A 22,056-nucleotide genomic window follows, 5' to 3' on the forward strand; every position below is an offset into this window, starting at 1 on the left:
ACAGCCTTCCTTCCCAGGACGACCGTGGCACTATTTATTATAAATCATATTCTTTACCCTACTTTATTCCCAACAACTCCACTTCAAAGATCAGGGTGCTGTTTGGGCCGATCTGGGCGCTTACCTGTTGCTCACCATAGCCGAGCTGCGGCGGAATAAAAAAGCGCCATTTGCTGCCAACAGGCATCAGCTGCAGTCCTTCGGTCCAGCCCTTGATAACCCGGTTCAGGGGGAAAGTGGCCGGCTGGCCGCGGCGTACGGAGCTGTCGAATACTGTGCCATCGATCAATGTACCGTGATAATGGCAGGTAACATTACTGGTGGCAGTTGGTTTTTCGCCCGTGCCTTCCGTAATGATCTCATATTGTAACCCGCTGGGCAAAGCCACTACGCCGGGCTTCTGTTTATTCGCTTCCAAAAAGTCGTTACCGGCTTTCAGGTTAGCTTCTGCTTTCTCTTTTCTTTGTTGGAATAATCTGTCTGCGATACCCATACACTAATAGGTTTGTCATGTTATAAAATGGTTGCCTTCGGTAGCTCGGCAAGTGTTACCAGTTACCAGTTACCGGTAACCGGTTATCCGGCGACTGGTGACCCATTACCATCCACTCGCCAGCACATCGGCAATGTGCATCGTTTGCAGGCCCATTCCTTTTTTGCGGATATGCCCATCAATGTGCATGAGGCACGAAAGGTCTGTAGAAATGATGCATTCTGCACCGGTATTTTTCGCATTGAGGCTTTTCTGATCGGCCATACCAATGGAAATAGGATCGAATTTCACGGCGAAAGTTCCGCCAAAACCGCAGCAGGTTTCCACATCGTTCATTTCTACCAGTTCCAGTCCCTTTACATTCGACAATAATTTACGCGGCTCCTGTTTGATCTTACATTCGCGTAAACCGGCGCAGGAGTCGTGGTAAGTAGCTTTCGCATATAAACTGGCGCCCACATTTTCTACCTTCAATACATTTACCAGGAAATCGGTGAACTCGAAGCTTCTTTCCTTCAGGCGTTTCACCTCGTTCATTTGTGGTGTATTTTCAAAAAGCGTTTCGTAATAGTTCCGTACAAAACCAATGCAGGATGCGCTGGGCGCCACTACGTAATCGGTGGCTGATCCGCTGAAATCTTTCATGAATTTCGAACACACTTCGCGCGCATCGTCCCAGAACCCGGCATTGTAGGCGGGTTGTCCACAGCAGGTTTGGTTGGTATTATAAGTTACGGTACAACCTGCCTTCTCCAGCACTTTTACCATATTAAAGGCTGTTTGCGGAAACAACTGGTCTACGAAACAGGGTATAAATAATTGAACTTTCATGGAAATCCCCTTTTAATGCTGGGAGCTTCTCCGCCGGTTGGTTCCGGGATAGCAGATCGCTCACCCTGTAAATCATTATTGGTTTTTATATGATTGCGTTAATGCGATCATCTTGAGCGCGGTAATGGCGGCTTCTTCGCCTTTATGCCCGTGTTTGCCGCCAATGCGTTCCTGTGCCTGCTGGTCGTTATCTACGGTTAAGATGCCAAAGATAACCGGCACGGGTAAGGATAAGTTCAATTGCGTAACACCACTTGTTACGCCCTGGCATACATAATCAAAATGCGGCGTATCGCCACGCAGCACGCAGCCGAGGGCTATGAATGCGCAGGGACGGTCATCTTTGTATTTATTCGCGTCCCAATAACTTTTAATGCCGAAAGGGATTTCAAAAGCGCCGGGAACGGTGATCACTTTCACCGATTTAACGGCTGCCTGCTTTAAGATGGTATGGCAGCCTTTTTCGAGCTCGTCGACTATGGCGGCATTCCATTCGGTACGTACTATAACAACACAGGCATTCGTATTGAGAATGCCTGCATCTATTTGTAATAACTTACTGTTGCTTACTTCAGCCATTTTATTCGGTTTCCGGTTACCGGTTTCCGGTTTCCAGTTCTTCGCGGCTTAGCCGCAACCGGTATTCAAACCCCGGTAACTGGCAACTGGTACCTGGTAACTCTAGTTTAAGTCTCCCAATTTACCCAGGTACTTATCTACCTCAAAAGCTCTCTGACTATTCGGATATTTATCCTTGATCGTGCGCAGCAGCTCGATGGCCTCTTTATTCTTGCCCAGTTCCTGGCTCAGCATGGCTGCGCGGAACAGGTATTCAGGAGAATTTACATCATCCTTATCGAACATAGTACCAGCCTTTTTATAATAATCGATGGCTTCTGCTTTTTTGCCTTGTTCAGAATAAGCATCACCCAGCAAACCGGTAGCGCGGATCTCCACTTCAACCTGGTCGGTTGAAAAATCTTTCAGGTGTTTGATCGCATTGTTGAAATCGCCCAGCTGCATATAACAGGCGCCGGCATAAAACTTAGCCAGGTTACCGGCTTTAGTGCCGCTGTGGTTCTTGATGGCTTTCAGAAAACCGCCGTTCACGCCGTCACCATTCAAAGCCAGTTGAAAAGAATCCTGTCTGAAATAGTCCTCTGCTTTCCAGATCGCTTCGGCCGCTTTAACTTCAGCAGGTCCTTTAAAGAATTTATTGTAGGCAAAATAACCGCCGATGACCACTACCAGCCCCGCCAACACGTAAGTAATAATTTTACTATTCTTACCCCAGAAATCGCGGGCTGAATCCACCACTCTTTCTTCGGTTGTTCTTTCTACTGGTTGTTCAGGCACTTGTTTTACATCAGTTGCCATGAATTGTATTGTTTTTAGTTGTTAATGTTGTTTACTTAGGGATCGAGGTTATATTAATCAACGATGAACGGATAATCGGGCGTCATCACGATGTCTTTCAGTACTTCGTCTTCCGTTGGGAATGGCGATTCTTCTGCAAATTTCACCGCTGCTGCTACTTTATCGTTCACGCGTTTATCGATTGCTGCAATTTCGTCCTTGGTAGCGTATTTGTTCTTTTGAATGGTATTCAATACCAGTTGAATGGGGTCACGTTGTTTGTACTCTTCCACTTCTTCCTTGGTACGGTATTTCTGGGGGTCAGAAATAGAGTGCCCTTTGTAACGATAGGTCTTGATCTCGAGCAAAGTGGGTCCACCGCCTTCGCGGGCTCTTTTCACGGCGCGTGAAATGGCTTCATGTACCGCTTCAGCGCTCATGCCGTCTACTGAATCAGCAGGCATTTCATACGCATCGGCCAGTTTAAAGATATCGTGTACGTTGCTGGTACGGGTTACCGACGTACCCATGGCGTAGTTGTTGTTCTCGCAAATGAAAATGGCCGGTAATTCCCAGGTCATGGCCATATTGAATACCTCGTGCAAAATACCCTGGCGGGCAGCACCATCACCAAAGAAAGTGAGTGATACATTGTCTGTGCCCTTGTATTTTTCGGCAAACGCCAAACCGGCTCCGGTTCCAATCTGGGCGCCTACGATCCCATGACCACCGAAAAAGTATTCTTTCTTACCAAAAAAGTGCATACTGCCCCCTTTACCCTTGGCGCAACCTGTTGCTTTACCATACAGTTCGGCCATACAGCTTTCGGGACTCATGCCTTTGGCAAGGGCCAGACCGTGGTCGCGGTAAGCAGTTACAAAAGGATCTTCCTGGCGGGTAGCGGTCATAACACCGGCGGCGATGGCTTCCTGCCCAACATAGGCGTGGAAAAAGCCGCGGATCTTCCCTTCCATTTTATATTTTTCTTCGGCTGCCAGTTCAAATTGACGGATCAGGAGCATTAACTCATACCAGTACAAATACGTTTCTTTGGAGAATTTCGAAGCCACAGTATAAAAAATTTGAGGTTTTAGCCTCACCGGCCCCCGACAAGTCGCGGCTGGCTGGCAAAGGCGGGGGCAAAGATAGGGTAAGAAAGGGAAAAATGGAATGGCGATCTGGAATTTTAGGCCTAATATATGGTTTGATAGCCAGTTGGTTGGGAGAAAATTTGCCGGCAGGGCTGTATTTGGCACATATTTCTTCGAAAATCCGGTTGCCAGTTACCCGGTTACCAGGTACCGGTTACCAGGTACCGGTTACTAGGTACCAGTTACCGGTTACCGGTTGCCTGTTGCCAATTGCCAGTTGCCGATTGCCGATTGCCAATTGCCAGTTGCCGATTGCCAATTGCCTGTTGCCAGTTGCCTGTTGCCGATTGCCAATTGCCGATTGCCAGTTGCCAATTGCCAGTTGCCTATTGCCAATTGCCGGTTGCCTGTTGCCAATTGCCTGTTGCCAATTGCCAGTTGCCGATTGCCAGTTGCCGATTGCCAGGCATCGAGCCAGTTTGCCCCGCTGCGATGCCCCTTCGCCGGCTTCAGCGCTTTGTTTGCCTGCGATCAACCAATGCTGCGTGACTTTCGATCATTGCAAGCCGGATTTGGGTCATAACTGCCTGCCATTGAGCCACACAAACCGTTTTATCTGCTAAGCAACCTTCAAAACCCGCATTATAACGGATCTTTCATCATTTCCAACTTACTTGAGATCAAATCCAGCTTACTTGTGAGCGTTTCCGGCTTACCTGGGGTTATTACAGCGTGAATTTTCATCATTTCAGGCTGTAATCATGTGTTTAGCCCTTGCCATGACAGCCGCACTTGTTGCAGCGGTGCCAAAACAAGGTACAATGAGCTAATAACAACTTACTGTGACAATAAAACTGCTTACAGGTATGAAAAAGCAGGCTGATACCGTTTACAAGCAGCTAACTTTGCCGCATTTCAACCATGTAATCACCCAAAGCACGATTAGCAAAACGATTTTGGTTAATATTGCAGGATTTTTACAGTAAGCAAAACCTATTACCATTATTGCTGGTCCTGAACAACATATCACTCACCCAATTCAAGAACTATCAAACCCGGAATTTTCTTTTCACGGAAAGGATCGTTGGCATTTGCGGACCGAACGGCGTGGGCAAAACCAATCTGCTCGACGCCATTTACTACTGCTGTTTTACCAAAAGTTATTTCACGCGCGGCGATAGTCAGAATATTTTACACGGATCGGGCGGCTTCCGTATCGAGGGCCATTTCAATTTGCAGAATGATGCGCTGAAAGTGGTTTGTATTCTGCGGGAAACCGGTCGCAAGGAGTTTTCTGTAAACGACGAACCCTATGAGAAATTCGCGCAACATATCGGCAAACTGCCCTGCGTGATCATAGCGCCTGATGACGTACAGATCATTACCGGTGGCAGCGAAGAGCGCCGCCGCCTGCTCGATGCCCTGCTCTCCCAGCTCGATGCCGCCTACCTGCAACAACTGATGGATTATAACAAGGTGCTGCAGCAACGCAACGGCTTCTTAAAATCACTGGCCGAAAAAAAGATCACCGACTACAAATTGCTTGATGTATACGATGAGCAACTGGCGCGTTATGGCGATACCATTTACCAGAAAAGAAACGATTTCCTGCAAAGCTTTCTGCCCCTGGTAGGGAAATTCTACACGCAGATCGCCGGACAAACAGAACCGCTGGCCTTAACCTACGAAAGCCAGCTGCACGACTGTACATTCCCCACCTTGTTACAGCGCTTACGCCAGAAGGATTGTATCGTACAACGTACCAGCGGTGGCATTCATCGCGACGACATCAATGCGCAGCTTAATGACCAGCCCTTTAAATCCCTGGCCTCGCAGGGACAAAGAAAAAGCCTGCTCTTCGCCATGAAACTGGCCGAGTTCGAGACCCTGAAGCAGGCAAAACAATTTCCCCCCCTGCTGCTGCTCGACGATGTATTTGAAAAACTCGATGCCGGCCGGATGCATAACCTGCTCGACCATGTATGTGTGCAGAACCTGGGGCAGGTATTTATTACCGATACCCATGCTGATCGTATCAGGTTACATTTCGATAATTTGAATATTCCCTTTCAGTTGATGGCTTTGTAAATGGGCGGTGGCTACTTGCTTTTTTTCTTACCTTCGGGTCCAGAAACAAAAACCCATGGGCGAACAATCACTTGGCGACGCACTGAAATACTTTCTCAACCAAAGCAAATTGAAAGGGTATATCCAGGCCCTGCAAATTGAAGATGTGTGGGAACAGATCATGGGTAAAACCATTGCCAAATACACCGACAAAATTCAGATCCAGGGTAAAACCCTCTATATTTCTACCAGCATGGCCCCGCTGAAACAGGAACTCCTGTATCAAAAAGATAACATTATTAAACGGGTGAATGAGACCCTGGGCGAAAATGCTGTCAAGGAGGTAGTTATTCAATAGATAAATTTTACGAGTAAAAAATAGCAGATCAGCGGGTCATTAAAATTCGTTAATGGCCCGCTTCTTTTTTAAATTCTTTCCTAAATTGCAAGGAAGGGAAACAAGTGATCAGGACTTCACATCATAGCGGCATTACCGTTATATAGCCAACTGTAAAGCCGCGTTCATTAATTATGGGCTTACAAACCCATATAAATACCTTATCATATGCTTCCATCATTTGTTACCCGCTTAGAACGGTTGAATTACCTCATCCACATTAAAGCAACCGGCAATCCCAGAACATTATCACAACGCCTCAACATCTCTGAAAGATCGCTTTATGCGTATATCTCCCTGTTGCGATCAATGGGTGCTCCCATACAATATGACCGCTTCCGGGAAACCTATTACTACGGTGATGGTTTCCATTTTTCTTTGCGGTTTCAAAAAATGAATTAAGCCGGTTCCACGAACAACATCAACCCCATAACAAACCAAACGCATGTTATGGATAGCCATTATTCCTGTCTGTTATGAAAATTTATTTCTATCGCATTGGCGTGATCGACCAGCTGATCCAAGCGGAAAACACCGGCAATGCTTACCAGCTGGCAAATACCCTGGGCATTGCAAGATGTACTTTATTTAAATACCTGAACGATATGAAAGAACTGGGAGCCCCCCATTGCTTATTGCAGGCAAAGGAACACTTACTATTACCTGAACAAAGGTTTTTTTATGCTGCGTTTTGAAAGGCCGGCTGGCTGAGTCTATTCTGGCTGCAGTGCGGTCATTTACCTTTACGGCCACCGGTTAGCGGTGCCTTGATCATTCATTAACGAAACCAAAAAACTTTATTTTATGAAACGTACTTCCTTAGGCAGCGCCTGCCTGGCGCTTTTGTTCTGTCTTGCGCAAATGACGGCAGTTTATGCAAACAAGAACGGCGGCGCAGCGGCGCCTGCACCTGCACCCACGAAAAATGGCTGGCATGTAAACCTTCAGTCCCTGCAAACATTCAATCAGCTTGTCTCCATCCTGGAAAAGATCCAATACTGGCCCACCAGGGCGACCAATTCGACCATAACGAATAACAGGCCCCTCAATAAAGAGCTGGACATGGCCTGGCTGGAAGTAGAATACACTGATAATACCCCTACTCAATATATCATGGCGTATGACAACCGGATAGTAACCCCCAACGGCTCAACGGCAGCCTTTACCTGTCCCGACTTAACCGGTAATATTTACAGGATCTCCCTGCGTCATTTAGGCTCCAGCTTTCCCTGCGAAGAAACGGCCACGCTAAAAGCGAATAACAGCGAAACTACCTACCTGGGCTGGTCATCCTGCGTGGAGCGGATCGAATGGTTGAACTTTCCGCTGCCTGCCAGCTTAACCGGTGGGGTTGTTATAGTTGTTAACTAGGAAGAACTGAACACCTTTCCCGGTTACCCATTCGGATTAGCGGGAACTTATATTAATCATAAAACACTTATCAGATGAAAACAAACAAATTGTCACTCCTGCTGGCAATGATCGTTCTATGCAGCCTGAGCATGGAAACGGCCCGCGCAAATCATGCAGCCCCCGCGCCCAAAAATCAGATCGCTCCGGAAGCGGGCCTGACATTTAGCCGGCAGTCGGTGAAAATCTTTGACCGCATAACATTGAACAACTCAACGCTGATCAATAACCGGCCCGGTGGTAAAACAATGGTAATGCCGAGGCTGACCGTGTATTTCAGTAACCAGCCGCCCGTAGAATATTTTCTCGATAATGACGGAAGTGGCGTTCCCAATGGAGGTTCAGAAGTTTTTACGATCCCTGATATGACCAATATTACCTGGATCGAGTTTCATACATTCGGTGATCCGCTGATAAACACAGAATGGGGCACCATGACAACTGCCGGAGGTACCGTACAATTCAACGGCGAAGTAGATATGAATGGTTACATAATGACCTTTTATAATGTTGGCACCATTACCGGCGGCATTACACTTACCATTTATTGATCATTAACACCATAGTGCAAATGTTTGAGAGCATTACAAGTTGTAATGCTCTTCTTCTTTTTTTATCTGTTTCCTGCAATATCTGTCCTGAACTTCTCTACACATTTTCTGTCCTGCAAAGTAACAAAGCAGGTTTTGTCGTCTTTGCCGCCAAAGGTAATATTGCTTACGTCCTTTCCTTTCAGCTCCACTTCCTGGATGTGGCGGCCTCCGTCATTGAAAATAGCAACGGTGCCTTTTCCATAGCGCGTAACATACAAATTGCCTTTGCTGTCGCATTTCATGCCATCCATGCCATAATCAGTAAAGGTGGCAAAAGTGCGTTCACTTTTTATATTGCCTTTGTTATCGAGCTCAAATGCGAGAATGCGGCGTTGAACACTTTCATTTACATACAGGATCTTTTCATCAGGGCTTAAACAAATCCCATTCGTCGTGCCCAGATTCTCTTTCAGCAGCACTGCTTTGCGGTCGGTACCTATTTTCCAGATCTGGCCGGTTTGTTTCTGCCAGTTGGGATCAGACGCATATACCACGCCTTTTTTGCTGATACAAAGATCATTCGGCTGGTTAAAACGGTCGTCGTGGCAATAGACCGTCACCTCTTTAGTAACCGGATCAACCTCCAGCACATTGTGCTCAACGAAATCGGCTACCAGCATTTTTCCGTCGGCCTTGAAACGAATGCTGTTGCCAACACTTTTATTGGGCAGCGTTACAAACAGCTCTACGGTACCCTCGGGTTGCACCAGCCCGATCGTGCCATCTTTTTGGTAGTTCACCACGAACAAACGCCCATCCTTATCAACAGCTGGTCCCTCACAGTTCCTGGTAAACAGGTTTTCCGCCGTATGGTCATAAGCCCTGAACAGCGATTTACCAAACTCTTTCTGCGGATTGTGTTTACGATGACAACCGGCTATTATGGCAAGCACAGCTATTGTTATAATGATTCTTTTCATATTATCAATTGAACTTGTTCGCTTTCCTGAGTAATTGAGTTATTGAGTTGCTGCGTTCGTAAGTTATTAAGTTTGTAAATAAGAAACTGAATAACTGAATCTATTCTAACCTCACCCTGGGATCCACCACGGCATACAACACATCGGCCAGGATATTCACCAGGATAAAAAAGAAAGAGGTGATCAATACCGATCCCATCACTACCGGAAAATCCAACTTTTCCAGCGCATCTACCGTTACTTTTCCAATCCCTTTCCAGCCAAAAATGTATTCTACAAAAAAAGCACCGGCCAGCAATTCAGCAAACCAGCCGGTAATAGCCGTGATCACCGGGTTCAATGCATTGCGCAAAGCATGTTTCCAGATCACCACCCGTTTTGACAATCCTTTGGCATAAGCCGTGCGAATATAGTCCTGGTTCAACACATCGAGCATGGCGCTGCGGGTAAGCTGCGTGATGATGGCGAGTGGACGAATACCCAGGGTAATAGCGGGCAACCAGAGGTTTTGTAAAGACCAGAAAGGTTTTCCGGTCACTTCATCCATATCGCGCCAGCTGCCGGTCATGTGCAGGCCGGTATATTGGCTCCAAACAAAACCAAACAGGTAGGCGATCACGATGCCCATAAAGAATGACGGCGCCGAAATTCCCAGTACACTGGTGAAAATAGCCGAAGTATCGAGCCAGGTATCTTTCTTCACAGCGGCCAGCACACCGAGGGGAATGCCCAATGCAACGGCAATACACATGGCGGCTACCGCCAGCAGCAGGGTGCCCGGCAGGGCTTCCATCAATACCTCCCCTACATTTTTCCGGGTTTGATAAGACCGCCGCAAATAAGGCAGCTTGATAGCCAGGTTACGATCACCACCTATAAAAATACCTTTCAATTGCTTTTTCGCTATCTCCGCATCGGAATGAACGGCAATTGGCGAGAGGTCGTTCATGAATAGCACGAACTGTTTCCATTTGGGTTGATCGAGGTACAATTCGCGGCGGATATTTTCCTGGGTAGCCGCATCGGCCCGCTGGCCCATGATCAGCCGCGATGGATCTGCAAAACCCTGGAATAATAAAAATACCAGCACAATAACACCCAGCATTACCAGGATGCCATAGATGATTCGCCGTGTGAAGTATTTGATCAAGATCGTTCCTTTTAAGGTGATGCCTGGTGATTCAGTTGTTGCGGGTTACCATATACCGGTTACCAGTTGCCGGTTACCGGGTACCTGATACCTGATACAGGTTACCGGGAAAAAATATGGGCCCTGGCAACCGGAACCCGATTCCAGGTTTCAGGGCAACTACTAACCACTTTACCTGCAGTTTTCCCCGTAACCTGAAACTTGTAACCTGTAACTGCCGCTGCTCCCATTATTTTTCCCCCAACTGCTGACCATTGCTATTGGCCGCATTACCCGGCAGGTGATTAACCACCAGCAAGGCATTTTCCAGGTCGGCATAACTCCATTTATTTAAAATAGTTCCCTTTTTAACGAGGAATAAAGCCGGGTTCGCGCGGGCCGCGGTCTTAATGGCCGTAGCATCGCAACGCAGCGGCATAAACGCATAAAACACATCGGGCGGATCTATGCGCAGATTTTCGATCGGCACATTGGTCACCAGGTAGCCTTGTATATGCTTTTGCGCAGCGCTCCGCATGACCAGGTTCAGCACGTTGGTCCATTCCCCCAACGTATAACCGTTCTTCAGGAAAAGGTACAACTGGTATTGATCCTCATTTAACAAAGCCTGGGTAGTATCATTGCCAAAATAGGTCTGCAGGGAGAAATCTTTAATGGCCGGCGACGCATTGCCTTTGCGTACCACTTTATCGTAGCGCTTTACAAACTTGTAGGTGGCCTCATCATAATCGGCCGGGAAATTATCGGCTGTAAACTCCACCTGTTTGCCTGCTTTTTCATATACAAAGGTTATGACCGTGCTGTCGGGAATAGAACCGGGCGGCGGCTGCATCTTTTCAACGATATTGTTGCCGATCTTGTAAGGCAGACAGTCCTTTACGGGCAGGTGCACCAGCACGTACCACTGAAAAGCGAATGAAAACACCGTGGTAAAGAAAAGCGCCGCCAGACTGTAAGTAGCATTTAAGGCTGGCCGGATGCTGTTCCGTTTCCAGAAGATGAATCCGATCAGCACCAGCAAGATCAGGTCTTTCATGAATGACTGGTCGGCCGTTAAAGGGATACAATCGCCAAAACAACCACATTCGCGCACTTTTCCGCTGAAAAGGGCATAACCGGTGAGGAAGGTGAAGAAAACGATCAGCAGCAAAAGCAGCCAGCTGAACAGGCGCATTTGCCAGCCAACCAATACGGCCACCCCGGCAATGATCTCAAACGCGATCATGGCTACGGAAAAAGCCAGGGTATAATTATCGAGGAAACTCCACCCCCATACTTCAAAAAACTCCTGCATTTTATAGCTGAGCCCAAGGGGATCATTGGCTTTTACCAGTCCTGAAAAAATAAACAAAAGACCTACGATGATACGGGTTATGTTGAGTAATATTCTCATACAAGATATTGTATATGTATTGATCCAGGGTTTTAAATAGTGATCGGCATGTTATGGCTCGTAAGTAGCGTTCATCATGTCATATCCACTCGTCACTCGTCATTTACTACCAGCTGTTCAATCATCATTCATGATCAAATGTACCAAACTAATCGGTGGGTAAGTTACATTTGTAAATCAAATGTAATGAACAAACTATAAATGTTTACGCTGAATTGTAAAGGCCGTTTACTGGTCATTGATAAACCGTTGGTGATGGGCATAATCAATACGACGCCCGACTCATTTTATGAGGGTAGCCGCTTTATGGGCGAATCGGGGGTGCTGAAACAAGCCGAACAGATGCTGAAGGCCGGCGCCGATATCCTGGATATCGGCGGACAAAGCACCCGTCCCAACAGCACCACCGTTTCGGCGGAGGAAGAACTGCAACGGGTGATCGGGGCCATTGAATCGCTGCATTACAATTTTCCTGAAGCTATTATATCCATCGACACCTATTATGCGCAGGTGGCCGCAGCCGCAGTGGCCGCCGGCGCTTGGATCATCAACGACGTGAGCGCGGGCATCGTTGACCCCGGCATGATCACAACCGCCGGGGCTTTAAAAGTGCCTTATGTATGCACGCATATCAAAGGTACGCCGGCTACTATGCAACAACACGCCAACTACGACAATGTGATCAGGGAAGTGCTCGATTTCTTTATTCAAAAAATGGCTGAATGCCATCAGGCAGGTATTACCGATCTGATCATTGACCCTGGTTTTGGCTTTGCCAAAACGCAGGCCCATAATTTCACGCTGCTTAAGGCCCTGGCCACATTCAAAATGCTGCAAAGTCCCATTCTCGTAGGCCTTTCCCGTAAATCGACCGTATGGAAAACCCTGGGTTTAACGCCGAAGGAAGCATTGAACGGCACTACCGTTTTAAATACCATTGCATTATTGAATGGGGCAAACATCCTCCGGGTGCATGACGTGAAGGAAGCAAAGGAGGTGATCACGCTCTTAAACCACCTAACCAGCTCCTGACCACAACTTTGCCACCGCCTACCCCTAGTGCCAATTGGCAGTGGGCAGTCGGCAATTGGCAGTGGGCAACGAGCCGTGAACAGTGAACTTTGAACTGCAAACTGCAAACCGGTAAAAAAAGAAAAGGTGAACTTCTCTTATAGAGAAACTCACCTGAATTAATTCTTCTCCCCCCCTTTAGAGGTTTGGGGGTCGTTATTAATGATTATGTCCGTCACCCGCACCATGCTGCTGTTGTTGCTGCTGCGGCATCGGGATATTCGGCATAGCCTGTTTGGGCGCCGTATCGCTTACATTGGCTACTTCAATATCAAAAACCAGGTTTTCGTATTGTTTGCCGCCAGGACCAGGCTGTGCTCCATAGGCCAGGAAGAAGGGGATGTACAACGTACCTTTTCCACCCTGTTTGAAATATTTCAGGCCTTCATCCCAACCAGGAATAACCGCATGGGTTCCTACCTGCACATTGAAAGGTTCTTTACCCGCTTCCATATTGCTTTCAAAAACCTTCATGGAAGGGAATACTTTACCGGTATAACGGATAGACGCATATTTACCAGAATCGATCCTGGCGCCATTACCCGGGTCTTTTATTTCAATGAAAGTGCCTTCAGGCCCTTTCTGGTACTGAATTTTGTTTTTGGTGAGGTATTCTTCGATCTCTTTTACTTTAGGCCCTTTCAGGCTTTCGAGCTTTTCAGATTGTCTTTTCTGCGCAGCCTGCATTTCTGCCATCTGGTCGCGTTGCGCAATGCTGTCAACGGTGAAGATCTCAACCACTTTAAAAGATAATACGAGCTTATCTTTTGGTTTAATGAACTCAGGCAGCATACCCTGTTTTTTAGCCAGGCTGTCGGCCAGGCGAACCACTACAGCGCTATCGCCTTTGCGCAGCATGGTGAAAATTTCCTGCGGATCGTACACCGGACCTACACTGTCGACCTTTGCATAAAAAGGCATTTGCTCGTATGAGCTGGCCAGTACAGAATCCCGTAATTTATGTACGAACTGAATTTTAATTACATCACCCCGCTTAACCTTCGGGCCGCTGCCAGTGGAAACGATCTTGTACATCAGACCGCTTTTTGTTTTTTTGAACCCACTGTTTTTACAGGCTGTCGACAGCAACAGGACTGAGAGGGCACTTAATAATAGAGATGTCTTTTTCATTTGAATATTTTGCTTTTTAATTCAAGCTTTTATTTTAATTGTTGTTCCAGGTTTTCAGTTTGCCAATTGCCAACTGAAAACTGCTTATTTATGAGGTATGATACTGTAAAGCTGACCATACATTCATAGACTACTGTAACTGTAATGCGTTTTCCTTGATGGCTTCAATGAAATGCTGTACGGTAACATCGAGTGAATCGCTGCTGCGGCCGCCCGAAGCATTGTAATGGCCTCCGCCTTCAAAATAGGTGCGGGCAAAGGTATTCACATCAAAATCGCCCTTGCTGCGGAAGCTCCATTTCCTTTCCTCATCCCGGTCGATCACGAGGGCAGCCAGTTTAATCCCCTGGATACTGAGCGGGAAATTCACCAGTCCTTCCGTATCGCCGGTCTTGATCTCGAACCGCAACAGGTCTTTTTTGGAAATGGCGATCAGTGCCGTGTTATATTCGTAGAACAGGTCCATCCGGTGCAACAGGATATGCCCGATGAAGCGGAGCCGGTTCTCATAGAAATTGTCATAAATATTTTCATGCACCAGGGTATGCTTTAACCCGCGGTCCTTAAGGTCGGCCACCATGCGGTGCACAGAGGCGCTGGCCGAAGGAAAGCGGAATGAGCCGGTATCGGTCATTACACCCGCATACAGGCAATCTGCAATTGCCGGGGTAATGCGATCGGTATAGCCGGAACCAACGATAAAATCATACACCATTTCGCAGGTGCTGCTTTTAGCGGTATCGCTGATGCCCCAGTTGAAAATGGCTACCTCCGGCTGCTGGTGGTGATCGATCAAAATACGGTCAAAGGCGCCCTGGCGCAGGGAATTGGCCATATGTTTGGTACGGATCAGCACATTGAAATCGAGGCAAAATACCCATTGGGCCTGCTGTAAGGCGGCCTCGGCCCGGTCGCGCTGCAGTTCGTAGTCGATCACGCTGGCGCTGCCCGGCATCCAGTCGAGCCATTTGGCCCAATTGGTAGGTGATATTACGGTTACAGAATGCCCGAAGGAGGTCAAAAAATGATACATGGCCAGGGAGCTGCCCATGGCATCGGCATCGGGTTTCTGATGCGTGGTAATCACCACATTGCGTGGGGTTGTTAACTGTGAATATATGTCTTGTATAGGTTTCATGGAGCGGCAGCAAAGTTGCAGAAATAAAACCCAAACACCAAAGAATAGTTACCAGTTACCGGTTTCCGGTTGCCGGGAAAATGGTAACTGGCAACCGGTTCTCCCTTCCATGTTGCAAGTTTCAGGTTACAGGGCTGTTTTGCCGAAAGCTTTTCGAATTACCCTGAAACCTGCAACCTGAAACCTGTAACGGCCTTTTATTTTCCCGGTTTCAAATTACCAGTTTTGCACAATTGCTTTACCTTCGCGGCCAAAATTAGAAGATTGTATGAGTAACCGCACGTTTACAATGATTAAGCCCGACGCCATGAAGAACGGGCATGCCGGCGCGATCTTAGACCGCATCATAAAAGAAGGTTTCCGCATTGTGTCGCTGAAAATGACCAAGTTAAGCAAAGAAAAAGCCGGCGAGTTCTATGCTGTGCATAAAGAGCGTCCCTTCTATGGCGAACTGGTTGATTTTATGAGCAGCGGGGTTATCATTGCCGCCATTTTGGAAAAACCCAATGCCGTTACTGCCTTCCGTACCCTGATCGGCGCTACCAACCCCGCCCAGGCCGAAGCCGGTACCATTCGTAAATTATACGCTACTTCCGTTGGCGAAAATGCCATCCATGGCAGCGACAGCGATGAGAATGCTGCTATCGAGGGTAATTTCTTCTTTAGCGGTCTGGAGCAGTTCTGATGCGATGCATCTCATCAATTGATAGATTTGGATAATAAGATGGCGAAGTCAGAGGTAGGAAGTCAGTTGACAATTGCTGATTTTGTGATTTAGAGATTTTGTGATTTGCTCCGGTTTTAAGTTTCCGATACATCTCAAAATCTCTAAATCCCGAAATCTCAAAATTTCCTGCTTCTTAAATAACGTAAGCTTATACTTTATAGCGACGCTGTCTTTTTACTGATATTCTTCATTGGCGTCACCTTATACCCGCTCTTACGCAAAAGATTGATCACGCCCTGCTCGCCCGGTAAATGCCCCGCACCCACCGCAAATAAAATGGTTTGATCCTTCATAATGGCCGGCATTTGATCTACCCAATGGCGGTTGCGGCCATATAAGAGAATATCCATGTATTCATCCATCCCCGGATCGCTTTTGTGCATCAGCGAATCCATTTTTTCGAGGTTTTGCTGGCGATACACATCTACCATTTCCATAGTAACCTGTTTGTAACTATCGATGCTGTCGATATAATTCACCAGGTCTTTCGCCTGCTTTTCATAGGGAATACTGTCGAAAATGGAAGCCTGGAACTCGGTTGTTTCCAATCCTTTTATTTCCTTGTTGTATTGTTTGCTCTCGCGCATGATCAATTCTTCCATCCCATTCTTTTGCGAACAGCTCATCATTTGTTCGCCAATAAGGCTTGAAATGAAATAGGGTTTAAACCGGTTCATCATGGCCAATGGCAGCGGCACCGAATTATTCTTGAAATAGGTTTCCACCCTGGCATATTCTTCTTTGGTGAGCAGCTCCGATAATTTCTGGCCGTCGTTCATCCGCAGGTATTTCATGGCGCCCAGCATTTCCCCCAGGTTGTCCATATCGAGCTCGAAGTAGATCTGGTCGCAATTTTTGATGGCATGCTTCAGGCTATCGCTCAGCGTTGCATCATCGGCACAAAGTACGTGCATGGTGCCATAGAGATAGGAAGGTTTCCTGAGCCCATTCCCGCTGATCTTCCATAATAGTGTGTTATCTAAATGATTATAGGCGGTTTTCGCTGCAGGAGCGCTCTGCTTCTTCCCCGGTTTGTCATTTTGTCCCAATCCGGCCATGGCCAGGGCCATATAAAAAATTAACATACTGGCTTTTTTCGATAACATATTTGCTTGCTTTTGACCTACCTGATATGAATATGGTACTTTTTTTATTATACTTGTGCCGGTAGGTTTAATACCTTAAATACGTTCAACAAAGCTAAACCGGCTGGTTGATATGTACGAATTAATTTACGCAGAAGGCTTAAGGTTTAACGCTCAACACCGGTTTCCGCGAATTGTGCCTGCCGTCAACAGGCAGGCCGGCTATGTTTCCGGCTGTTGCATGCGCATTAAACGTTCTGCGTTTTGTGTTCTGCCTGCTATTATCGCTTAAAGTACCATACATGAAACGCCTTGTTTGTAGCTGTTTATGGCTTGCCCTGGTTAAACTCTGTTCGGCCCAAAAGACCCTGCCGGAATTTGGACAAATTACCGCCGCAGAAAGCGCCATAACCGAATGTGCATTCGATAAAGAAGCCGATGCGGTGGTCCTCTTCGACGCCGCATACGCCGATCACAATGACCGCTATAATCTTATTGTGAACCGGCGCATCCGCATTAAAATACTGAAACCCCAGGGAAACCGCCATGGCGATATAGCGATCCATTACCGTAATCCCGACGATATTCAATATGTGAGCGATATTGAAGCCTATACCTGTAATTTTACCAACAACGGCACAGTGCCTGCCATCAAAAAGGTTCCGCATTCAGCCATTTACCGGCAAAAATTAAATGAAAGGATCTCTGTTGTTAAAATCGCCATGCCCGATGTAAAAGTCGGCAGCATCATCGAATATAAGTACACGACTACCTCAAAGAATTACAATTATCTCGACGACTGGTATTTCCAGCGCGACCTGCCTGTTATGCACAGCCAGTTCTCTTTGGTGATCATGCCCAATTACGAATTTGCCTACCGGGTATATAAAAGCGACCAGCTGCCTATCGAGATCAAACAGGAAAAAGGATCCGGTAAAATTTATTTTGAAATGAACAACATAGCCGGTTTGCGCGACGAACCGTTTATGGATGCGGAAAAAGACTATCTGCAGCACGTAGCCTTTCAACTTTCGGGCTACCAGGGCAGCTTCGGGGGCACTACCCGTTATATGACCACCTGGGATGAAGTGACCCGGGAATTAATGGGCAACCCTTCTTTTGGCGCACAGCTGAACAAGAACATCCCGGTTGGGGAGGAATGGCTGAACAAAATCAAGGCGATGCCTTCGGCATTCGAAAGAATGGCTGCCATTTACAACTTTATCTATGATGCCATCGGCAGCGATGGTACCAGCAGTATCGCCAGCACCAATGGCGTTAAGGAAACCTGGGAGAAAAAGAAAGGCAGCACCGGCGATATCAACCTGCTGCTCATTAACCTGCTGAAAACCGCCGGACTGGAAGTATATCCCCTGCTGGTAAGCGAACGGGGACATGGTAAGGTAATTCCCGAATATCCGTTCATTGACCAGTTCAATAAAGTAATGGCATATGTGCTTATCGATGGCAGATACTATGTGCTGGATGCAGCGGGTTCATATACCCCACCCTTTATGACGCCCTTTTCCGTGATCAATACAAAAGCATTTGTGGTAAACCGGAAGAAAGGCGGTATCATTTCTCTTACCGAAACCCGCAAAAAAGACAGGAACTTTGTTAACATCAATGCCCGGATAGACGAAAACGGGGCACTTACGGGAGAAGCGGACATTCAAAGTAATGAATATGCGCGCCTCACCCGCATGCGGGCCTGGGAACGCGACAAAGAACGCTTTCGAGAGAACTACTTTACCCGCTACCAGGCGGGCATGAAAATGGACAGCCTGGTAATGCAGAACCTGGATAATGATTCGCTGCCGCTCCAGCAGCAATTCCATTTTTCCATTCCTCCCACAGTAAGCGGCGATTACCGGCTTATCAATCTCAATCTCTTCACCGGCATCGCCAAAAACCCATTCATTTCTGATATCCGGTTCACGAATATCGACTATGGCTGTTTGCAAACGCATGTGGTAACCGAAGCCATCTCACTGCCGCAGGCGCTGAAAATAGAGAACCTGCCCAAAAATATCCGGATGATCATGCCCGACACCAGCATCAGTTTCAGCCGCTATCTGGAACTAAAGAACGATCTGCTGCTGGTGCGATATGAAATTGCCACCACCCGCAGTGTGTTCACCGCCGATGAATATGAGTATGTAAAGAATTTCTATAAAAAAATGGCTGAGCTGATGAACGAACAGATCGTTTTGAAAAAGCCTGATTGAGTTCACCAGTTCACAGTTCAAAGTTCACAGATAAAAATTATTCGGTTATTCAGTTTTGAGTCAATAAAGACTGTTGATGTAAGGGATTGACCATTCACCATTGACCATTCAGCATTCACCATGAAAAAGTACTTACTAATAATAGCCCTCTTGTGTTTTACTGGCAGCCTGCAGGCGCAGCTTGCAGCCTATGACCTGGCGCTGGTGCCGGAAACGGTACAAAAAGATGCAGATGTTATCAAACGCTTCGAGGAAATTGTATTTGAAGTAACCGATATCAACCGGGCTTCCTATACCGTGCACAAAATACTGACCATCAAAAACGAAAAAGGAAAATCGGAACTGGCTTTCAGCGTACCCACCAACAAGGCCATGCTGCTCGATGATGCCAGTATAACCGTGTACGATGCCCTCGGCAGGCAAACTGGCCGGTATAAGAAAAAAGACATGCAAACCATGGCTACCGGCGAAGGTTTGATCGAAGATGGATTTTTAACCGGTATGTATGTACCCGCCGCCGCTTATCCGGTTACCGTGGAATATAAATTTACCCTCCGCTTCAAAGGCACCCTCTTTTACCCGCCTTACCACATTATAAGTCCTGGCCAGGGTGTTGAAAGATCTAGTTTCATGGCTAAAGTGCCAAAGGAGCTGGACCTGCGATACAAAGAAAAAAATATTAAACTGGCTCCCCAGATAAGCGAAGAAGGAGCATACCGTTTGTATAAATGGACGGTGAGTAACCTGGCGCCGATCGCCAACGAAGCAGGCGCCGTAAGTGCTGAAAGCCGCTACCCTTCCATCTTGCTGGCGCCTAACCGTTTTTCTTATTATGGCAATCCAGGCGATCTCAATACCTGGCAATCTTTCGGGGAATGGATCAGGAAACTGTATACCGGCCTCGATGAATTGCCTGAAGACAGAAAGGCTTTCTTCCGCGACCTGGTCAAAAACGCGCGGGATGACCGCGAAAAAGTACGGCTTATCTATGATTACCTGCAAAAGAACTTCCGCTATGTAAGTATTCAACTGGGCATTGGCGGACTGAAACCATTTCCGGCCGATATTACGGATCAAAAAAAATATGGTGATTGTAAAGGGCTGAGCAATTATATGAAGGCTGCCCTGAAAGCGGTGAACATTAACAGCCACATAGCCATCATCAACGGTGGTTATAATAAAGAGCCGGTTGACCGGGAATTTCCGGCCAACAGTTTTGATCATGCGATCCTCTGCGTTCCCCAGCCGGAGGACTCTATCTGGCTGGAATGCACCAGCGCAAAAGCCGATTTCGACATCCTGGGTTCCTTCACGGAAAACAGGAATGCCCTGCTGGTAACCGATGCAGGCGGTGTGCTGGTAAATACGCCCGCCAGTACCGCCGCCGGCAACAAACTGATCACTACGACCACCGTTGAACTGAATAATGATGGTTCGGGTAGTACGGTTACCTGCTTCCGGTCAAATGGCCACTATAAGGGATTACTCGATTATATCCTCAGCGAGAAAAAAGACGACCAGAAAGAATCTGTTGTACTTACCCTCGGTTTTAAACAACCTGAAAGTTTTGAGTATATTCAAAAAGACAGTCCGGACCTGTTCACCACCATGCTCACAATGACAATAGAAAAAATACCGGAGTTCACAGCCGGTAATAAGATCTTCCTGGCGCCGCGCCTGCACAAGATCTGGGATCTTAAATTACCCAAAACAGAGAACAGAAAACTGGATTACTATTTTCAAAGTCCATTCGACATTACCGACACCACCATTTTTAAACTGCCTGCAGGCGCCACGGTGGAAGCCTTGCCCAAACCAGCCATGCTATCGGGCCCTTATGCCAGCTATAGCACCAGCTACTGGTATAATGAAGCAGAAAAAGCCGTGTATTCCACCGCTTCCGTCCGGTTGAACCAATACAAAATTCCCGCAGCCGCCTATGCCGGCATTAAAAAATTATTTGATGATATGCAGGTAGATGCCGGCCAGCGTATTGTGATCAAAAAAGAATAGTTACAGGTTTCAGGTTAGAAGTTCCAGGGCCTGCAACCCCAGGTTTCCGATGCTCAGCATTCGGCCTGGATTCGCTGAAGTAATACGAAAGATAAAGGGCATTAATTGGGAAGACCGGGTAACCTGCAACATGTAACCTGGAACTCATGCCTTATGATAAAAAGCTTTGTACATTACGAATTCACGAGGTGGGACAATATAATGCCCGTTGCCACTGCTGCATTGAGTGATTCCGCCTGGCCATGGCGTGGAATGGTAATGCGGTTACGGCACATCGCCAGCAGTTCTTCACTGATACCCTTCGATTCATTACCGATGATGATTATACCTTCTTTAACGGGTGGCAATTGCCGCAGGCTGGTCCCATTCAAAACGGCCGCGTAGGTGGGGATCGCAGGTTCCTGTTGCAGCATTTCCGTTAATGATCCATACACTACCTGTACCCGCGCGATACTGCCCATAGTAGCCTGCACTACTTTCGGATTATAGGCATCTGCAGAATCAACACTGCAAAAGATCTGTGAAATGCCGAACCAGTCGGCACAACGGATAATAGTACCCAGGTTGCCCGGGTCTTGAATGGTATCGAGCATCAGGGAAATGGTATTTCGGCGAGGCTTGTCCGCCGTAAAAGCCGGTTTCTTAAAAATACCCAGTACCTGGTTAGGCGTTTGCAACAGGGAGATCCGCTCCAGTTCTGAAGTTGTTATTTCCATGGCCATACCGGCCATCTGCTTATCCTGTTCACTGATCCATTCTTTAACGGCATACAACTGCTGCAGGGGTAAACGGGCACTTAATAATTCGTTAATTAGCTTCGGTCCCTCGGCAACAAATACCCCTTCGCTATCTCTCAATTTTTTGTGGCTTAAACTTTGAATATATTTGACCTGAGATTTAATCAACATTGCATTCCGTTTAAACTAAATATGTTATTAGCCCGGCAAGTTACTGTTTTTAGA

22 protein-coding genes are annotated in these 22,056 nt (G+C 47.1%); 10 read left to right on the forward strand and 12 right to left on the reverse strand.

What is annotated here, in order from left to right:
- Positions 1 to 58 precede the first annotated feature (58 nt).
- The 5 genes from bamJ to pdhA all read right to left on the reverse strand — a co-directional run bounded on the left by bamJ (position 59) and on the right by pdhA (position 3,750).
- Complete coding sequence (gene bamJ / locus JT717_RS15650; protein WP_205511434.1) at positions 59 to 493, reverse strand: BamJ family beta-barrel-assembly machinery protein; 435 nt, start codon at positions 491 to 493, stop codon at positions 59 to 61.
- A gap of 105 nt (positions 494 to 598) precedes the next feature.
- Positions 599 to 1,324 (reverse strand): (Fe-S)-binding protein, encoded by a 726-nt coding sequence (locus JT717_RS15655; RefSeq protein WP_205511435.1) that lies wholly within the window; start codon positions 1,322 to 1,324, stop codon positions 599 to 601.
- 75 nt (positions 1,325 to 1,399) lie between these two features.
- The gene (gene ribH, locus JT717_RS15660; protein ID WP_205511436.1) at positions 1,400 to 1,903 is read right to left on the reverse strand and encodes a 6,7-dimethyl-8-ribityllumazine synthase; all 504 of its coding nucleotides are present in this window, start codon (positions 1,901 to 1,903) and stop codon (positions 1,400 to 1,402) included.
- Positions 1,904 to 2,005: 102 nt separating this feature from the next.
- A complete protein-coding gene (locus JT717_RS15665) occupies positions 2,006 to 2,701 on the reverse strand; it encodes a tetratricopeptide repeat protein (RefSeq protein ID WP_205511437.1) in 696 nt (231 codons plus the stop codon).
- Between the two features lie 53 nt (positions 2,702 to 2,754).
- Complete coding sequence (pdhA, locus tag JT717_RS15670) at positions 2,755 to 3,750, reverse strand: pyruvate dehydrogenase (acetyl-transferring) E1 component subunit alpha (RefSeq protein ID WP_205511438.1); 996 nt, start codon at positions 3,748 to 3,750, stop codon at positions 2,755 to 2,757.
- A 1,026-nt stretch (positions 3,751 to 4,776) separates the two neighbouring features.
- On the opposite strand from pdhA, the gene recF reads away from it, so the two are divergent.
- From recF to JT717_RS15700, 6 genes are all read left to right on the forward strand, one after another.
- The gene (gene recF, locus JT717_RS15675) at positions 4,777 to 5,859 is read left to right on the forward strand and encodes a DNA replication/repair protein RecF (protein ID WP_205511439.1); all 1,083 of its coding nucleotides are present in this window, start codon (positions 4,777 to 4,779) and stop codon (positions 5,857 to 5,859) included.
- A gap of 55 nt (positions 5,860 to 5,914) precedes the next feature.
- Positions 5,915 to 6,196 carry a DciA family protein gene (locus JT717_RS15680; protein ID WP_205511440.1) on the forward strand — a complete coding sequence of 94 codons (282 nt, stop codon included), beginning with the start codon at positions 5,915 to 5,917 and terminating at the stop codon, positions 6,194 to 6,196.
- A 207-nt stretch (positions 6,197 to 6,403) separates the two neighbouring features.
- Positions 6,404 to 6,637 carry an HTH domain-containing protein gene (locus JT717_RS15685; RefSeq protein WP_205511441.1) on the forward strand — a complete coding sequence of 78 codons (234 nt, stop codon included), beginning with the start codon at positions 6,404 to 6,406 and terminating at the stop codon, positions 6,635 to 6,637.
- A gap of 74 nt (positions 6,638 to 6,711) precedes the next feature.
- The gene (locus JT717_RS15690; RefSeq protein ID WP_205511442.1) at positions 6,712 to 6,930 is read left to right on the forward strand and encodes a hypothetical protein; all 219 of its coding nucleotides are present in this window, start codon (positions 6,712 to 6,714) and stop codon (positions 6,928 to 6,930) included.
- Between the two features lie 109 nt (positions 6,931 to 7,039).
- Positions 7,040 to 7,606 carry a hypothetical protein gene (locus JT717_RS15695; protein WP_205511443.1) on the forward strand — a complete coding sequence of 189 codons (567 nt, stop codon included), beginning with the start codon at positions 7,040 to 7,042 and terminating at the stop codon, positions 7,604 to 7,606.
- Positions 7,607 to 7,680: 74 nt separating this feature from the next.
- On the forward strand, positions 7,681 to 8,196 hold the full coding sequence (locus JT717_RS15700) for a hypothetical protein (RefSeq protein WP_205511444.1): 516 nt from the start codon (positions 7,681 to 7,683) through the stop codon (positions 8,194 to 8,196).
- Positions 8,197 to 8,258: 62 nt separating this feature from the next.
- On the opposite strand, the gene JT717_RS15705 is transcribed toward JT717_RS15700, so the two are convergent.
- From JT717_RS15705 to JT717_RS15715, 3 genes are all read right to left on the reverse strand, one after another.
- On the reverse strand, positions 8,259 to 9,158 hold the full coding sequence (locus tag JT717_RS15705; protein WP_205511445.1) for an SMP-30/gluconolactonase/LRE family protein: 900 nt from the start codon (positions 9,156 to 9,158) through the stop codon (positions 8,259 to 8,261).
- Positions 9,159 to 9,258: 100 nt separating this feature from the next.
- The gene (locus JT717_RS15710; protein WP_205511446.1) at positions 9,259 to 10,308 is read right to left on the reverse strand and encodes an ABC transporter permease; all 1,050 of its coding nucleotides are present in this window, start codon (positions 10,306 to 10,308) and stop codon (positions 9,259 to 9,261) included.
- Between the two features lie 229 nt (positions 10,309 to 10,537).
- The gene (locus JT717_RS15715) at positions 10,538 to 11,701 is read right to left on the reverse strand and encodes a BT_3928 family protein (RefSeq protein ID WP_205511447.1); all 1,164 of its coding nucleotides are present in this window, start codon (positions 11,699 to 11,701) and stop codon (positions 10,538 to 10,540) included.
- Positions 11,702 to 11,902: 201 nt separating this feature from the next.
- Between JT717_RS15715 and folP the strand changes: the two genes are divergently transcribed.
- Positions 11,903 to 12,733, forward strand: a complete 831-nt coding sequence (gene folP, locus JT717_RS15720; RefSeq protein ID WP_205511448.1) for a dihydropteroate synthase — start codon at positions 11,903 to 11,905, stop codon at positions 12,731 to 12,733.
- 198 nt (positions 12,734 to 12,931) lie between these two features.
- On the opposite strand, the gene JT717_RS15725 is transcribed toward folP, so the two are convergent.
- A complete protein-coding gene (locus JT717_RS15725) occupies positions 12,932 to 13,903 on the reverse strand; it encodes an FKBP-type peptidyl-prolyl cis-trans isomerase (protein WP_205511449.1) in 972 nt (323 codons plus the stop codon).
- A 130-nt stretch (positions 13,904 to 14,033) separates the two neighbouring features.
- Positions 14,034 to 15,041 carry a DHH family phosphoesterase gene (locus JT717_RS15730; RefSeq protein ID WP_205511450.1) on the reverse strand — a complete coding sequence of 336 codons (1,008 nt, stop codon included), beginning with the start codon at positions 15,039 to 15,041 and terminating at the stop codon, positions 14,034 to 14,036.
- 268 nt (positions 15,042 to 15,309) lie between these two features.
- On the opposite strand from JT717_RS15730, the gene JT717_RS15735 reads away from it, so the two are divergent.
- Positions 15,310 to 15,726, forward strand: a complete 417-nt coding sequence (locus JT717_RS15735; RefSeq protein ID WP_205511451.1) for a nucleoside-diphosphate kinase — start codon at positions 15,310 to 15,312, stop codon at positions 15,724 to 15,726.
- A gap of 197 nt (positions 15,727 to 15,923) precedes the next feature.
- On the opposite strand, the gene JT717_RS15740 is transcribed toward JT717_RS15735, so the two are convergent.
- Positions 15,924 to 16,853: a TraB/GumN family protein gene (locus JT717_RS15740; RefSeq protein ID WP_205511452.1), complete on the reverse strand. Its 930-nt coding sequence runs from the start codon at positions 16,851 to 16,853 to the stop codon at positions 15,924 to 15,926.
- A gap of 302 nt (positions 16,854 to 17,155) precedes the next feature.
- Between JT717_RS15740 and JT717_RS15745 the strand changes: the two genes are divergently transcribed.
- Together JT717_RS15745 and JT717_RS15750 are read left to right on the forward strand one after the other, a co-directional pair.
- Positions 17,156 to 19,081, forward strand: coding sequence for a DUF3857 domain-containing protein (locus JT717_RS15745; RefSeq protein WP_205511453.1), 1,926 nt, complete (start codon positions 17,156 to 17,158; stop codon positions 19,079 to 19,081).
- A 120-nt stretch (positions 19,082 to 19,201) separates the two neighbouring features.
- Positions 19,202 to 21,094, forward strand: a complete 1,893-nt coding sequence (locus JT717_RS15750) for a DUF3858 domain-containing protein (protein WP_205511454.1) — start codon at positions 19,202 to 19,204, stop codon at positions 21,092 to 21,094.
- Between the two features lie 173 nt (positions 21,095 to 21,267).
- Here the strand turns inward: JT717_RS15750 and JT717_RS15755 are convergent, their stop codons facing one another.
- Entirely contained in the window at positions 21,268 to 22,002 is a 735-nt protein-coding gene (locus tag JT717_RS15755) for a TrmH family RNA methyltransferase (protein ID WP_205511455.1), read from the reverse strand.
- Positions 22,003 to 22,056 lie beyond the last annotated feature (54 nt).

Origin of the sequence: Longitalea arenae (assembly GCF_016924755.1) — a bacterium.
GTDB lineage: Bacteria > Bacteroidota > Bacteroidia > Chitinophagales > Chitinophagaceae > Niastella > Niastella arenae.